Origin of the sequence: Faecalibacterium sp. Marseille-Q0746 (assembly GCF_017377595.1) — a bacterium.
Taxonomy (GTDB): Bacteria; Bacillota; Clostridia; order Oscillospirales; family Ruminococcaceae; genus Faecalibacterium; species Faecalibacterium duncaniae.
This window is the reverse complement of sequence record NZ_JAFREI010000002.1, coordinates 86158-101616: the sequence shown is the minus strand read 5'-3', so window position 1 is coordinate 101616 and position 15459 is coordinate 86158. Positions and strand designations below refer to the sequence as shown.

General features: G+C 51.5%; 14 protein-coding genes and 1 pseudogene. 4 read left to right on the top strand and 11 right to left on the bottom strand.

Features of this window, described 5'->3' with window-relative positions; translation table 11 throughout:
- Nucleotides 1-18: 18 nt before the first annotated feature.
- From J3351_RS01840 to J3351_RS01810, 7 genes are read right to left on the bottom strand one after another with little or no spacing between them, the layout of a single operon-like run.
- A complete protein-coding gene (locus J3351_RS01840) occupies nucleotides 19-951 on the bottom strand; it encodes a glycosyltransferase family 2 protein (RefSeq protein WP_207696986.1) in 933 nt (310 codons plus the stop codon).
- Between the two features lie 15 nt (nucleotides 952-966).
- Nucleotides 967-1560, bottom strand: a complete 594-nt coding sequence (locus J3351_RS01835; RefSeq protein WP_207696985.1) for a beta-1,6-N-acetylglucosaminyltransferase — start codon at nucleotides 1558-1560, stop codon at nucleotides 967-969.
- A gap of 10 nt (nucleotides 1561-1570) precedes the next feature.
- A complete protein-coding gene (locus J3351_RS01830) occupies nucleotides 1571-1837 on the bottom strand; it encodes a hypothetical protein (RefSeq protein WP_207696984.1) in 267 nt (88 codons plus the stop codon).
- A 7-nt stretch (nucleotides 1838-1844) separates the two neighbouring features.
- Nucleotides 1845-2669, bottom strand: coding sequence for a glycosyltransferase (locus tag J3351_RS01825; RefSeq protein ID WP_242699268.1), 825 nt, complete (start codon nucleotides 2667-2669; stop codon nucleotides 1845-1847).
- A complete protein-coding gene (locus J3351_RS01820; RefSeq protein ID WP_207697056.1) occupies nucleotides 2666-3532 on the bottom strand; it encodes a glycosyltransferase family 2 protein in 867 nt (288 codons plus the stop codon). Before J3351_RS01820 ends, J3351_RS01825 begins: the two co-directional genes overlap by 4 nt.
- A complete protein-coding gene (locus J3351_RS01815; RefSeq protein ID WP_207696983.1) occupies nucleotides 3532-4893 on the bottom strand; it encodes a sugar transferase in 1362 nt (453 codons plus the stop codon). Before J3351_RS01815 ends, J3351_RS01820 begins: the two co-directional genes overlap by 1 nt.
- The gene (locus J3351_RS01810) at nucleotides 4874-7186 is read right to left on the bottom strand and encodes a Helicase associated domain protein (protein WP_307862845.1); all 2313 of its coding nucleotides are present in this window, start codon (nucleotides 7184-7186) and stop codon (nucleotides 4874-4876) included. The genes J3351_RS01815 and J3351_RS01810 overlap by 20 nt, the downstream gene beginning before the upstream one ends.
- Nucleotides 7187-7468: 282 nt before the next feature.
- Between J3351_RS01810 and J3351_RS14050 the strand changes: the two are divergent.
- The 3 genes and pseudogenes from J3351_RS14050 to J3351_RS01800 all read left to right on the top strand — a co-directional run.
- Nucleotides 7469-7804 (top strand): annotated as a pseudogene (locus J3351_RS14050) (site-specific integrase); the annotation flags it as partial.
- 15 nt (nucleotides 7805-7819) lie between these two features.
- Nucleotides 7820-8623 carry a site-specific integrase gene (locus tag J3351_RS01805; RefSeq protein ID WP_242699274.1) on the top strand — a complete coding sequence of 268 codons (804 nt, stop codon included), beginning with the start codon at nucleotides 7820-7822 and terminating at the stop codon, nucleotides 8621-8623.
- Between the two features lie 178 nt (nucleotides 8624-8801).
- Nucleotides 8802-9044: a helix-turn-helix transcriptional regulator gene (locus J3351_RS01800; protein WP_207696980.1), complete on the top strand. Its 243-nt coding sequence runs from the start codon at nucleotides 8802-8804 to the stop codon at nucleotides 9042-9044.
- 867 nt (nucleotides 9045-9911) lie between these two features.
- On the opposite strand, the gene gap is transcribed toward J3351_RS01800, so the two are convergent.
- The 3 genes from gap to J3351_RS01785 form a co-directional block, all read right to left on the bottom strand.
- The gene (gap, locus tag J3351_RS01795) at nucleotides 9912-10943 is read right to left on the bottom strand and encodes a type I glyceraldehyde-3-phosphate dehydrogenase (RefSeq protein ID WP_156060671.1); all 1032 of its coding nucleotides are present in this window, start codon (nucleotides 10941-10943) and stop codon (nucleotides 9912-9914) included.
- Nucleotides 10944-11118: 175 nt separating this feature from the next.
- Nucleotides 11119-11925, bottom strand: a complete 807-nt coding sequence (locus tag J3351_RS01790) for a hypothetical protein (RefSeq protein ID WP_207696979.1) — start codon at nucleotides 11923-11925, stop codon at nucleotides 11119-11121.
- Nucleotides 11925-13295 carry a citrate synthase gene (locus tag J3351_RS01785; protein ID WP_005931146.1) on the bottom strand — a complete coding sequence of 457 codons (1371 nt, stop codon included), beginning with the start codon at nucleotides 13293-13295 and terminating at the stop codon, nucleotides 11925-11927. The genes J3351_RS01790 and J3351_RS01785 overlap by 1 nt, the downstream gene beginning before the upstream one ends.
- 204 nt (nucleotides 13296-13499) lie before the next feature.
- Here J3351_RS01785 and J3351_RS01780 point away from each other — a divergent pair, with 204 nt between their 5' ends.
- On the top strand, nucleotides 13500-14519 hold the full coding sequence (locus tag J3351_RS01780) for a SpoIID/LytB domain-containing protein (RefSeq protein ID WP_207696978.1): 1020 nt from the start codon (nucleotides 13500-13502) through the stop codon (nucleotides 14517-14519).
- A 197-nt stretch (nucleotides 14520-14716) separates the two neighbouring features.
- On the opposite strand, the gene J3351_RS01775 is transcribed toward J3351_RS01780, so the two are convergent.
- Nucleotides 14717-15370: a hypothetical protein gene (locus tag J3351_RS01775; RefSeq protein WP_207696977.1), complete on the bottom strand. Its 654-nt coding sequence runs from the start codon at nucleotides 15368-15370 to the stop codon at nucleotides 14717-14719.
- Between the last annotated feature and the right edge of the window lie 89 nt (nucleotides 15371-15459).

Below are 15459 nucleotides of genomic sequence, written 5' to 3'. Positions count from 1 at the left end.
TTATAAAAATCATATCATTCAAATGCACTCTAATGTCAGCAATACTTTTCTGCTCAGCGGCATTTTTGACGTAAGTAGCTGGAAGTAATCTTTTCGGACTTCACTCTTCAGTCTTTTGTAAATACTTTTTAGATTTTTATTTTTCTTATCATATCCACGAATTAGCATTTTAGAAAGCATTGTAAAATTTGCTCTTTTTCTCGCCAAAATAGCAAATCTCAAATAATCCGGCTGTTCCTGTTCAGTGCGAGTTACAACACGATCCCATACGGAAAGATAGTCCAAATCTTTTTCCGAAAAAGTAGAACGTGTAATTCCACTGTTATTCACAAAATAATGATGTAGGATTTGATTTGTTTCCACCATAAAATCTGCTCTTGTATAAAACTCATAACATGCTTCTACGTCTTCGTTTAAAGTAATTACATACCTAAAGTTTTCTAAAATGGAAGTTTTTATAAGCTTATTCCACACACCTGTATTACTTGGCTCTCCGTTTACCCGAAAAAAATAATCAAACATTTTTCTTTTGTCATAAACGGTTATATATTCTTTTGGCTGAATAACTTGAAAATCGGGGATTGCATCTTGCCTTGAGGCACACGCCGTAATTTTTGCCTGCGGATACTTTTCAAAAAGACTCCTTAAGACTTCGAGAAAGTTCAATTCGATCCAGTCATCGGAATCAATAAAGCATACATATTTTCCGCACATTACATCCATTCCTGCATTTCGCGCAGAACTAAGACCGCCATTTTTCTTGTGAATCACTCGAATTCGCTCATCACGCTCTGCCCACGCATCACACAGGGCAGGACAATTATCCGGAGAGCCGTCGTCAACAAGAATAAGTTCAAGATCAGGATAGGTCTGATTTACAATGGACTCTATGCACCGATCAAGGTATTTTTCAACCTTATAAACTGGAACAATAACACTTATTTCTGGCATCCTTTTTCCTCTCTTCTATCGGCTAACAAAAAAGTCATCAACATCCATATCAACTTTTCGCATTACAAGACATCCACTTTCCTTCGCTTGTGGAAAGTCACTTGCTCTTAGTATATCCGGACTGTTCGCTCCTTCTGAAAAATGCAAATAAGTCAGGTAGTCTGTTTTCTTGTCTGCATAAGGTGACCTCATCACTAATGTCTGAAAGAACGATTCATCCGGACATACGGTATTTTTATAGAATATATAGTAGTCCTCGTGTTGGCCAAGGTAATTTATAATCCACTCCACCGTCTCACCTGTCAACGCCCACCACTGACTCCCAAAATAGAAATCAACCCCTAGCTGTTTCCTTTCAAAAATTTTCCACGTTCGATTGTATCCTCCTGTGAGCTCAACCCATCCCCTCTTGATGATTTTTTGCCACGGTTTTGGGCCAATAAATTTGATTGGAAAATAAATTTGATTTCGTTTGTCTAAATTGTTTTGTTTATGGTTCCCGTGATTTTTACTATCCCAATACTGAACAAAATTCACGCCGCTGTGTTTTTCAAAGAACTTTACAATTTCATCTGCTGAACGAAGCGGCCAATCTTGTCCACTAATCAACCAATAGTAGTCATAGCCCCCCCCCCCTTATACCAGTAACAGCTGTATTCAGAAGATTTAGCGTTGCCGTAACCTGCGAAATCTGTGCCCATTCCACCGAAACACGCTGTTCATCCGGAAGCACAAACACATTTTCTCTATGAATAATTTTATCTGCAAAGTCAGCCTTCTTATCAATATGAAGATAGCAATCAATATCCGGGTGATTCAACCTCTCCAGAAGAAGGTTGATCTGTTTCGGATTTTTATGGCATTGAATCAAAACTGCAATTCTCATGTTTTCCTTACTTTCTCAGTACTTTCTCAAACATAAACTTTCGTAGCCAGTTCGGAGCCAACGCCGACCCACTACGAATCACACAGCTCCTAATGTACTGCCCTTTTCCAATAAAGCCTTGCTGTTTCATAAACTTGAACAGCTTGGCCTGCGTCTTGGCATACTTCCAACCGGCACGCCGCAGGTACATATCCGAGCCGGCCCTCATATGGAGCAGCGGCTCTTGAATGTTGTAGCCTTGATACCCCGCCATCAGCATCCGAAGCCAAAGATAGTAATCTTCCAGCAGATAAAAATCCTGATAAGAGCCTACTGCCTCGACTGCAGATTTCTTATACATCACGCAAGGATGATTAAACGGATTGCGCTTCTTTGCAAACTCCACAATTTCCGCATTCGTCTCCGGTGGCACACGCTTCGCATCGACGGTATTCGGATCAGTAGTAAACTCTTCCACGATGCCGGAGCAAATACTCACTTCTGGATGCTCGTTAAACACAGCAAGCTGTTTCTCACAGCGATCCGGATACGCAATATCATCACTGTCCATTCTGGCAACCAGTTCATTCTTGCAATGTTTGATGCCCTCATTCAGTGCATTGCCAAGTCCACCGTTCTTAGCAAGGCGAACGACATTTAAAGTTATCCCCATCTCTCGCTGCTTTTTGGTAATCACCTTGTCCAGCGCATCATTCAGTGGTCCGTCACATACCAGTATGAAATCATCCGTCGGGAGAGTCTGTGCTTGAATGCTCTCAATTGCTTGCTTCAAATACTCTGGTTTTTCTCTGTGATAAACTGACATCAATACAGAATACTTGGAAGCCATCATGCAGCCTCCAGTTGTTCTTCATGCAGTTGCTCAGGGAAGACCAGAATATCAAACGAAGCAATGTAAATTACCTCATTCCATCCCCCCCCCCCCCCGGATATTTTCAGGTTCGTGTACTTAATCACATTTTTTATCATGTACCAGCCCTCATAATAAGCGGCCTCTATCGGGTTCAATCCGATATACCGATATGTATTCCAATTCATCTTTGCAGCCTTGAACTTGTTGCCCGACTTCGATGATTTTGCAATTCTATAAATGAGCAGCGGCTCATCTACACCATAGGCCTTTCGTCCATCTTTCAGGATATTGAGCCACAGCGCAAAGTCTTCATGCATTCCATCGCCTACCGCATAGTACTTTGCATATAGCTCCTTACGGACAAGCGCAGAAGAATTAGATAAGACATTCTGTTTCAACAGCTGCCGGTAGGTAACTTCTGCAGGAGCAGCTAGATACCAGTCGATTGGTTTTCCATCCGCATCCATGAAAGCCGATCCGGTAAACAGCAGGTCTGCATTTGTTTTCTTTTGAAGCTTGATCTGCTTTTCCAGTTTCTCCGGTGCCCACGCGTCATCGCTGTCAAGAATAGCGACCCACTCACCGCTAGCTTCTTCCAGCCCATGTTTCCGGGTGTAAGAAACGCCGCTGTTCTTCTCATTCGAAATCAACCGAATCCGATCATCTTTTTTCACGATTGCTTCAGCCAACATTGCGGTTTTATCTGTCGAGCAGTCGTTCACAACCAAAAGTTCGAAATCAGGGTACGTCTGGCTCAAGACTGAGTTGATCGCTTGTTCAATCGTTTTTTCAGCATTGTACGCTGCCATAATGATACTGATCAGACCAAAATCATTCTGCATCACTCTTCCGTCTCCTGCCCCATCGCCGTGGTCGCACCTTCTGCCACACCTTCCGTGCTCTCCGGCATAAACAAGATCTTGACGGTTGCCAGCATGATTTTCAAGTCTTCAATCAGGCTGGGATGGGCGATGTACATCAGGTCCATCTGCAGCTTATCGTAGGGAGTGGTGTTGTATTTTCCATACACCTGTGCGTAACCGGTCAAGCCAGCCTTTGCCTGCAGGCGCAGCGCAAATTCCGGCATCTCCTCGCAATACTGGGCGGCGATTTCCGGGCGCTCCGGACGAGGGCCTACAATAGACAAATCACCCTTCAAGATATTGAGAAGCTGGGGCAGCTCGTCCAGACGGCAGGCACGAATGACGTGGCCCACCTTCGTGATGCGGTCATCTTTATCACCGGTGGAAAGGCGTGCTACACCATCCTTTTCAGCATCCACTCGCATAGAACGGAACTTCAGGATCTCGAACGGTTTGCCGTCTTTGGTAAGGCGAACCTGCTTGTAAAAAGCCGGGCCACCATCGGACTTGACGGCAATAGCCGTAATCAGAAACAACGGACTCAGGATAACCAATGCTGCCAGTGAGATCACAATGTCCATTACCCGTTTCACAAACAGAAATTCCGGGCTTGCCATATAGCGACCCACACGCAGCATGGGCAGATGGAACATATGCATCGGCTGGGCACCGCTCATAATCACATCTCCCACACGAGGGATCACAAACACATTGATGCCCTGTCCCACACAGTATTTTAGGATGATATTGCGCTCATGGCTGTGGACACCGCTGATGAACACGCTCTGCATTCCATCCAGCAGACTCAGGTCGTTCAGGCATTCCTCAACGTTCAATGTCATCTTGACATCGTATTTTTTCGAGAGGCCATATTCATTGATGAGCTTTTCCAGACCATGCCGGACATCATAGACCACTGCGGTGGGCTGAGGAGGGAAGGTCCGGAAATACCAGCGATGGGCGCATTTTGCCCAGATTGAAGCCATCACGACCTGTCCGACAATCGCCGCAATACCCGGCAGAATATTGCAGAGCCGCCGGGACATCAGGCAGATCACGATATACAGAATGCCGTCTGTCGCCATTGCCGCCAGCACTTGCCCATAAATCAACTCCGAAATGCGTTGCAAAGACATCCAGAACGCATCGTAGACTTTACCTAACAGAAAGAACAACACCGCAAACAGACCGATCATGGCCCAGTTGCCCTTCCAACCAAACTTTGCATAGATCTGATACGAATAATACAGCTCCCAACAAAGTGCAAACGGAATTGTGATCATTACCAAATCGATGATTTTTACGATTTTCAACATCACATCATGCTGAAATTTTGACATAATACCCCAATAGCTCCTTTAGCTTTTTCTTTTGCTCTTCGCTCAACTTTTTCGACCCGCTTTGCAGCAGCCGTTTCTGGTTGTACACCCATCGGCTCAGCCAAATGCCATCCGCAGTCTTGTATTTTGCTGGAATCTCCAGATTTCCATGGCATCTTTTATACTCCTGCGCCAGCTCGTACCGGTGCTGCCACGGGTCCGGTTTCTCCCACTGCATTCCGATGGCATCCAGCAACTCAATGCGCTCTTGTGATAAAATCGCATTGCTCTTCTCCGGATTCCGATATGCATACTGCTGCCGCCGCACCCATTTTCCAAGGGCATAGCCCTCCGGCGAAACATAGGCCACCGGGACATCAAGGTCTCCATTTGCCTCAAAGTACCGTTTCGCTGCCTGATAAACCTCATTCCACTGTCGGTCATAGCGACTGCCCCACTGCATTCCTATGGTTTCCAGTCGTTTGATCTGATCCGCAGACAACTTTTTCTGCTCATAGGCTAGTTCTTGATTTTGAATCCAGCGGCCAAGCGTTTTTCCATCTGCTGTTTTATAATCTCGTGGAACATCCAGATTTCCATACTCCTGCGCATAGACTGCCGCAAGTGCATACCCCTGTTCCCATCGGACATCAAATACCTTCCACGCCATCCCCAACTGATTCAACTGTCGGATGCGTTCTTCTATCAGTTTTCCATCGTTTCGGCGTTTCCGCGCATTGTTGATCCACTTTCCCAGAGGATAGTCATCTTTCGTTTTGTATTTCGCCGGGACCTGCAAATTCCCAAACTGTTCCCGAAATTTTCTCGCTTCTTCCAGACCACGTTCCCATGCGGCATCGTTGCGGTTGCCCCACTCCATCCCGATGCTGTCCAGCCGTGCTATTTGCTGTTCGGTCAAGTTCCCCGGAATCTGTCCCGCACGAACACGGCGCTGGGTCGTCAGCCATTCGCCAAGGCTCAATCCCGCCGGTGTGGTATAACGCTTTGGAATATTCAGGCTGCCATGCTCCGCATAGTAAATGCTTGCTTCCGAAAAATAATGGTCCCAACTAGAGGACAAGCTTGCTTGCAGCCGCTCAAACAGCACCCGGCAGTCATGCACCTGCTCGACAACTTCAAACCGTTCGGTGACGATCCTATCGCCCTCACCGTTGGCATAGAGCCGATGGACCGCCTCCTGCATCTCGCCCTGCAATCCCGCAATGCTGCATAGACCCTCGAAGTTGTTGACTACATCAAGGATAAGCGGCGTAGAATTTTCCCCAGCGGTCAAAGCGCGGCCAATCTGCTGCTTGTAGATGATGGGTGAGATGGTGGGCCGGAACAGGATGACACCTGAAATGCCTTCTACATGAACCCCCTCGTTGAGCATGTCGATGCAGAACAGCAGCTTCAGTTTGTCGCTCTCATCCGTCTTGAAGTCTGCAAAAGCCTTGTCTGTACCAGGGTCATCAGAATAAGCTTCGTAGACCACCACCTCTGGGTTGACCCCTGCAAACCACTCTGGCACATGAGAGATCATTTCGTCCATGTGCTCCTTGTTGGCGCAGAACACGATGTATTTTCCAGACTTGTTCGTGATATGATGAGCGAAAACCTTATCTAATCCATCTGCCTGTTCCAAGGCGCGACGCAGGGCATCCAGATATTTTTGATTTACGTCCTGAATCCCAGCAGAACGCAGATTATCCACTCTTGTCTGATAGCGTGCCAAGTCTTTCTGGTACTGATAGACGGTGGTCACATAGTTCGGAGCAGGCAAAATACCCCTGACGATTGCTTCGCCAAGGGTCATGTCGCTCGCAACACAGCTGTCAAAAAGCTCTTCGGCCATGTCACGGTTATTATCCAGATATCGGATGTTTGTCGCTGTCAAGCCCAGCAGTCTTGCGTCCGGGCATAACCTTAATAAAGCCACCGTGCTTTCGCCCCAACATTCCGCACCGGCACGGTGGAATTCATCGAGTATAATATAGGCAGGTTTCTGCGCTGCGATATCATCCAGTTGCGCCTGGGTGCAGCACATCAGTTTGGCATAGGTATAAAAGTGAACGTTTGCCAACGGAAAATCCGGGTCGTTCCTTTTCAGGCTCTCCAGCTGTGTCTTGAAGATATATTCACTGGGAGAAAGCCAGATCACAACCTTTTCCGGGTTGTCTTCGATCAGCTTGAACGCAATGTAGCTCTTTCCAGTGCCGGTCGGGTGGACAATGGCGGCCTTGCCATACTGCTCCATCATCCGGACTGCCGCATGATATGCTTTCTCGTTGTGCTCGAACAGACGCAGTGCCACCTTGTTCACCCCTTTCCGCAATTCAGGGGTATCCTTCACATGGAAAATGGAGGATACCGTTCCTTTGACATCGTTGTCTATAATCTCATCTTATTTTATCATGGTTATATCTGGGATTCAATAGAAATCATCATAAATGTATCACATTTGACCCTAAAAAAACATCGCGAAGGCCGGATTGTTTTTGTGCCATGCCCAGTTCTGTATAATAATTCCAGCTGTAAACGAAGATGGAGAAAATAAGGGGTCAGATGAGGGTCTAAACAGCAGGAGGAAACAGCGATGGCGCGACGGGGAGAAAACATTCGCAAGCGTAAGGACGGTCGGTGGGAAGGCAGGTACATCAAGGCGCGCACACCAGAGGGGAAGATCCAATGGGGTTACGTTTACGGAACGGCCTATGTGGAGGTCAAACGGGTGCTGATTCAAAGGAAAGCCGAGGCGGGCTTTTACAACCTGAATCGAACTGACCTGACCTTTGAAGCACTAGCCGAGGTATGGCTGTACTCCCTGAAAAACGCTATAAAAGAATCCACCTATGCGCATTATTCGTACACGCTGCACAAATATCTTCTTCCGGTTTTGAGCAAAGTGCCCGTTGCATCCCTTGAGGAAAGCTTTCTGGAGCAGGCCATGCAGCAGATCGTTGCGCCCACAGATGCCGCACACAAACCGCTGGGAAACTCCTCTGCCCGGGAATGTCTCTCCATGCTGCGCCGCATCTGCAAATATGCCGCTCATTTACGTCTGATTCGTCCAATGGAGCTGGAAGTTGCGTTGCCAAAAGCCAGCGACAAAATTTCTGCGCCTCTCTCCCCGGCGGAACAGCAGCGACTTCATCAATATGTACAGGCGAACCCTACGCCTCGCAAAATCGGCTTATTATTCGGACTTGAATTAGGTTTGCGTATTGGTGAGATCTGCGGCTTGCAATGGGGCGATTTTGACCTGAAACTCGGCACGCTGAACATCAATCGGACGGTCTGCAGAATTTCCTGTGGAAACGGCCATACAAAGGTGGTCATCCAGACACCCAAAACCTGCACCTCCCGCCGGGAAATTCCAATCCCGAATCAGCTGCTTATTATGCTGAAAAAGCTGCGCGGAAAAGCCAGCAATGCTGCATGGTTCCTGTCCGGCAGCGAGTCCAAGCCCACAGAACCCCGCTGCTACCGGAAAAGCATCAAAGCGTATCTGAAGCAGGCGACCGTCCGGCAAGTACGTCCGCACGCGCTGCGACACACCTTTGCTACCACCTGTTTGCAGGCGGGGTGTGATGTAAAGACCCTCAGCGAATTGTTGGGACATGCCAACGCCAACATCACCTTGCAGCGCTATGTGCACTCTGACCTGACCCGAAAGCGCAGGGAGATGAACCGGATATTCTCCCATCAGGTGTCTATGAGGGGCAGGAAGGCGCAAAATCTGATAGAATAGCGCCATATTTTGTCCATGGCCCTCCATTTTCCATGTGGAGGATACTTTTTGCTAAATATATTCTTTGTCGTTACGCATCCATGTATTCTCTACAGCATAAAATACTTTCGTGATATACGCAGTTGCGCACGCAAAACTGCACGAACTTCTGTACCATCCTATTGAGGTGAATTTCATCATGACAGTAAAAGATGCCGTTGCCAAACGCTTTGAACAGCTCTGCAACCAGCATGGGATACGCCCCAACGAGTTAGCAACCCGTGCCGGTGTAACACCATCTACGGTATATAGTATGCTCGACCCATCCCGTCAGCGTGTGTCCATCGCCACCATTAAAAAGCTCTGTGATGGTCTTGATATCACGCTTGGTCAGTTCTTTTCCTGTGTGCTGTTCGATGAACTGGAGCAAGAGAACCAATAGCTCACCGAACGATCTGCTCGGCTTTCCCTGCAACGCGTACTCTCTTTTCTAAGTGAATTTTAGAATTTCATATCCATTGTCAGCCTGATTTGTGCTCTTTTGCATGGGTCAGGCTTTTTTTACGCTAAAAGGCCCCTGTCCATCACATTTCTGTGAAAGACAGAGGCCTTTTGCTGCTAGATTCTAATTCGGTCTGGGGAGATGGAACAACTATCTCATTCTACCGGGTCAGTGTCCCTTACCAGATTTTTAACTACCCCCCGGATGCTGGTAATCCGCACCACCGGGGTTTTGCTTCATGAATCATGTGGTTCGTACGGTTGTGGTCGCAGGAATCTCACGTTGTCAGTAAAAAATCAACCAGAGGAACGACCGAGATCGCAACACCGTCTACCTCAGTGTCAGAATCTTCCTCGTAGGTCACGATGATATGGTGGTGCGGTTCGGTCACGGTTGCAGCAATTTTCTTCAGCAGATCGTTGTTTGTAATAGTTTCTCCTACTGCTCATTTTGTCTATCATATAAGACATTATAGCATATTCTATGTTCTATATATAAGACAAACAAAATAATTTCTTACATCATTGCTTGACCAGAATATAGTCCGGTTTGATATCTTCCGGCTCCATCAGGACCATCTCATTGCAGCGCATCCCGGTGTCGAACAGTAACATAATACAGAAATTCATCGCGGAGATCCTTCAAACACATAAAAAACACCCTTCCTCTCACGGAAACCCGCAAAAGGAAGGGTATTGAACTCGTTATCCTGTTGTCATACCAATCACAGCATGTTCGTACCAGCAAAGCCGGTACCAGCCGTCATTCAGCACGGCACTTCAAGCACTTTTGAGCGTAGAGCTGTAATTAGCAGTTCTCAGCGAAGTACTTAATGGTACGGACCATCTGAGAGGTGTAGGAGTTCTCGTTGTCGTACCAGGACACGACCTGAACCTGATAGGTGTCGTCGTCGATCTTAGCGACCATGGTCTGAGTAGCGTCAAACAGAGAGCCGTAACGCATGCCGATGACATCGGAAGAAACGATCAGATCCTCGTTGTAGCCGAAGGACTCAGAGGTAGCAGCCTTCATAGCAGCATTGATAGACTCCTTGGTGACATCCTTGCCCTTGACAACGGCAACCAGGATGGTGGTAGAACCGGTAGGAACGGGCACACGCTGAGCAGAGCCGATCAGCTTGCCGTTCAGCTCGGGGATGACCAGGCCGATAGCCTTAGCAGCGCCGGTGCTGTTGGGAACGATGTTCTGTGCGCCAGCACGAGCACGGCGCAGGTCGCCCTTGCGCTGAGGACCATCCAGGATCATCTGGTCGCCGGTGTAAGCATGAACAGTGGTCATGATGCCGGAAACGATGGGGTAGGTTTTGTTCAGGGTGTCAGCCATGGGAGCCAGGCAGTTGGTGGTGCAGGAAGCAGCAGAGATGACCTGATCCTCAGCGGTCAGGGTCTTCTCGTTGACGGAGAAGACGATGGTCTTCAGGTCGTTGCCTGCGGGAGCAGAGATAACGACCTTCTTTGCGCCAGCCTGGATGTGAGCCATGCTCTTCTCCTTGCTGGTGTAGAAGCCGGTGCACTCCAGAACAACATCAACGTTCAGTTCGCCCCAGGGAGCATCCTTTGCGTCCTTAACAGCGTAGATCTTGATCTCCTTGCCGTCGACGATGATGGAATCCTCGGTAGCCTCGACAGTGTGCTTGGCTTCGCCGATCTTGCCGCAGAAGGAACCCTGAGCGGTATCGTACTTCAGCAGGTGAGCCAGCATCTTGGGGCTGGTCAGATCGTTGATTGCAACGACCTCGTAACCCTCAGCATCAAACATCTGACGGAAAGCCAGACGGCCAATACGACCAAAACCATTGATAGCAACTCTAACAGCCATGTTAATAGTACCTCCTAAATGTTCTTACCCTTTTATCGGATAATAATCACGGTAGCTTTATTATAGACCAAATCGCGGAAACCTTCAAGTGCCCGCCAAAAAATTAACAAGGTAATTTCACACTTTTTTGTTTTTGAACGATTTTCACAGCTTTTATGGGAATCTTTTCAGCAATTCAACCAACGGCGTGTCGGGGTATTGCAGGCCTTCCGTCACTTCCTGCCACCCGCGCCACAGTGAACAGCCCCAGCGCGCCGATGCAGCACATGCCAAAGCCAAACAGCACCTCGGGCAGGTCAGCCGCCGTGATGCCGTGGAACAGCAGCACCAGCACCCGGGGCAGCTCCCAGCAGAAGCAGAGCAGGAACGTGCAGATCCCGGCCTCGCACAGCTGGCAGCCGTTGGACGTTTCCGGCAGCCAGAGGGCGCGGACCATCGCCGAAAGAAACACCAGCGCGGCCAGCATCTGCCAGACCATGGCAGTCGGTTCCACCCGGTGCCAGCTGGAGCTGTTCTCCATAAAGCGGCTCAGCACCCCCCAGTAGAACACCGCCGTGCCAAGCACCGCCGGGGTCATGCTCCGGCCGGGCAGACGATATTCTCCCTTATGCGTCCAGCTGCGGCCCAGTCGGATCAGCCAGACAGCGCACACCAGCTCCAACACAGCACGCACCAGCGCGCCAACGCCGGTCATGCCCACTGCCAGACGCACCGCACCGGCCAGGCCGACACACACGCCGCCCAGCACCGATGTGATCCCCACCGGCCTGCACGCACTGCGCAGAACAAGGGGCTGGCGGGCCAGCTTCCGGGCGGCAATGATGCCAACGACCAGCGCCGCCCACAGGCCGCCGTACCGCAGCCAGACAGAGCCCGCCGTACACAGGCCGGTGTTCCAGTCCGTCCACAGGGCAAGATCAAGCCCGCGCCCAATGGCAAGGGCACCACCACAGGTGAAAATCAGCACAAATAAAGCGTTCATCAGCGTTCCTCGATCGGTTTATATTTCTGGCGCACGCCCAGATACTTATAGGCGGGCCGGATGATCCGGTTGGCAAAAATGACTTCCTCCACCCGGTGTGCGCACCAACCCGGCACACGGGCAATGGCGAACAGCGGGGTGTAGATATCCTCAGAGATACCCAGCATGTTGTAGATCAGGCCGCTGAACAGGTCCACATTGGCGCACACCGGCTTGCTGCTGCCCTTCTCCTCGGCAAAGATATCGGGAGCCAGCCGCTCAATGCTGCACAGCATGTTGTATTCTTCCTCAAAGCCCTTCTCGTAGGCCAGGTGTTTGGCGCGCTCCTTCAGGATGACTTCACGGGGATCGCTCATGGTATAGACCGCATGGCCCATACCGTAGATCAGGCCGGAGCCGTCGCCCGCCTGCTTGCGCAGGATGCGGCGCAGATACTCGCGCACCTCGTCGTCGTCCTCCGGGTGCTCCACATGCTTGAGGATATCCTGCAGCTGGCGGTTGACCATCAAGTTGGCACCGCCGTGCTTGGGGCCCTTCAGCGCGCCAATGGCGGCTGCAATGGCCGAGTAGGTATCGGTGCCCGAGGAGGACAGCACACGGGCGGTAAAGGTGGAGCAGTTGCCGCCGCCGTGGTCGGCGTGGACCAGCAGACACATATCCAGCAGCTTGGCTTCCTCGTGGGTAAACTTCTGGTCCGGGCGGTAGGTACTCAGGATGTGCTCCGCGGTGCTCTGGCCGGGCTTGGGCATGTGGAAGAACATGCTCTGCTTGTCATAATAGCGGCGCTTCATCTGGTAAGCGTTCACCATCATGGTGGGCATACTGGCGATCAGGTTGATGCTCTGGTTCAGGATATTCTCCAGCGTCAGGTCCTCGGCGTGCTCGTCGTAGGAATACAGGCCCAGCACGCACCGCTGCATCTTGTTCATAATATTGGGCGAAGGAGCATTCATGGTATCCATAAAGCCATCGGGCAGGGCGCGGTGCTCCGCCAGCAGCTCACAGAAATCGTCCAGCTGCTCCTGGGTGGGCAGGCTGCCGAACAGCAGCAACCAGATGACCTCTTCAAACACAAAGCGGTCGTTGCGGTAGGCCTCGTTCACGATCTCATTGATGTCCACGCCGCGATAGATCAGACGGCCCGGAATGGGAATGACATGCCCCTCCTGATCCTTTTTGTAGCCCACAACGTCACAGACATTGGTCAGCCCTGCCAGCACACCGGTGCCATCCGGGTTGCGCAGGCCGCGCTTGACACCGAGACGCTCACTCGTCTCCGGGTCGATGTAGTTGTTTGCCAGATACTCTTCACACAGCGTCCGCATGGTCTGCGGGTCCAGCGACGCTACTTCTGCATGGGTATAGTTCATGCGCGAATTTCCCCTTTCTCTTATTTCTCTCTTATATACTTTTTTCTCTCTTATATACTTTCCGGCCATCCACCATGATGGCACACCCTTATGATAGCGCTTTTGTGAAGTAAATTCAAGTCTTGGATGAAATGTGCGCTTTTTCACCCTGCCGGGCTGGTACACTGGGCCCAGAAAAATGCCTGTCCGGGAGGGAAAACTACGATGAAAAAGACATTCTTTCTCCTCTGCGCCCTGCTGCTGGTGCTGGGCACACTCCTGCCGATCGCCGGTTACCGGCTGACACTGGCGGTGTTCGGCCCGGCACAGGGGGCTTCTTCTGCTCCTCTGCCGGGCACTGCGGCTTCGGAAGCCGCCCCGGACAGCGCCGCCGTGCCGCCCTCCGATCAGGACAGCGAGAGCTTTCTGCTGGCTGACCAGAGCGCCGGGGCCGTGGTCTCGGTGCCCCGGCGGGAATATCTGATCGGTGCCGTGGCGGCGGAAATGCCCATCAGCTGGCCGGACGAGGCGCTCAAGGCGCAGGCCATCGCGGCCCACAGCTATGCCCTCTACTGCCGCGACCATGCCGCCGAACCGGCTTCCGGCTGGCTGAGCGTGGACCCCGTCCGGCGGCAGGGATACTTAACAGATGCAGTCCTCCACAGCTACTGGGGCACCGCCTATGAGGAAAACTATGCCCGCCTCTCGGCGCTGGTGGACAGTGTGCTGACCGATGTGCTCTACTATGGCAGCGCCCCCGCCGGGACAAGCTACTTTGCCATCTCCAACGGCATGACCGAGGCCAGCGAAAACGTCTGGGGCACCGCCCTTCCCTATCTTGTGGCCGTAGACAGCTCTACCGACCTCAATGCGGACAACTACCTTTATACCGTCCAATTCACCACCGAACAGATGCAGCAGGCTCTCGCCGGGCTGGGGCTGCTCCCTGACCCTGCCGCACCTGCCAGCTGGTTCGGAGAGGCCGCACTCACCCCTTCGGGCTATGTAGCCTCCCTGCCTGTCTGCGGGCAGAGCGTCACCGGTCCGGCCCTGCGCAAAGCGCTGGGCCTGCGGAGCGCCTGCTTCACGGTACAGTATCAGGAGGGCAGCTTTCTTCTCACCACCAAGGGCTATGGCCACGGTGTGGGTCTGAGCCAGTGGGGTGCCAAGGCGCTGGCCGAACAGGGACAGAGCGCAGAGGAAATTCTGGCGCACTATTTCCCGGGGACAGAGCTGCGGAGGTGAACGGGCTCACCCTCTCCGTCATCGCTTACGCGATGCCACCTCCCCCAAAGTGGGAGGCCTTGGCAGTAAATGCAAGGTTTGCGGTTTTGTCAAGAGCTCTCCCTTTGGGAGAGCTGGACGCGAAGCGGCCTGAGAGGGTGAGGATGCTAACAAAAAAGGCAGCTGACCCAACGGCCAGCCGCCCAGAAGATCAATATTCAGCCAAACAGGCTCGTCCACCAATCCTGACTGCTGCTTTCCTCGCCAGCAGCGGCTTCAGTCTCTGCCGCAGTCTCAGTTTCCGCGGCGGCTTCCTCCGCCTGCACAGCCTCTTCCAGAAGCTCCAGACCATCGTCATTGCCATCCTCGGTGATGTACCAGTAGCAGGACGCGCCGCCAATGGAGATGCTGGCGGCAGACAGTGGCACACGGCCGGAGGCAACCCCGTTGGAAGGATCGGAACAGTAGAACACGCCGTCGGTGTAGTCCGTCAGGAGCACGGCATGGGGTCTGGTGCGGTCGTACAGCACGATGCCCTCCGGATGCTCTGCCAGAATGGAGACCAGCGCTCCCGTCTTGGCCGCCTTGCCCGAGGGCAGGGTCGCATAACCCACATGCATATCGTTGTATGTAAAGCTGTGGGAGAGCCCGCCCGACCAGGCCGTGCTCTTGATGCCGTTTTCAGTCACATCCACCCAGCTGTCCATCCCGTCCAGATAGGCCCGGCGGCGAAGCATCATTGCGGCAGAGGCCAGGGTGCAGGTGCCGCCCCGGCTCTGTTTGAAGTAGAACCCAACATCAACGTTCAGGTCCACGGCCAGTGCCCCGGGGAGCAGCACGGCCATCAGGGCCATCGTTGCAAGCAGGGCCATGAGAGTTTTCCGAAGTTTGCTTCCAAAGTGCTTGGCTGTTTCCACGTCAGTATCCTTTCTTCACAAAAGAGCGTTTCATTCACTGGTGT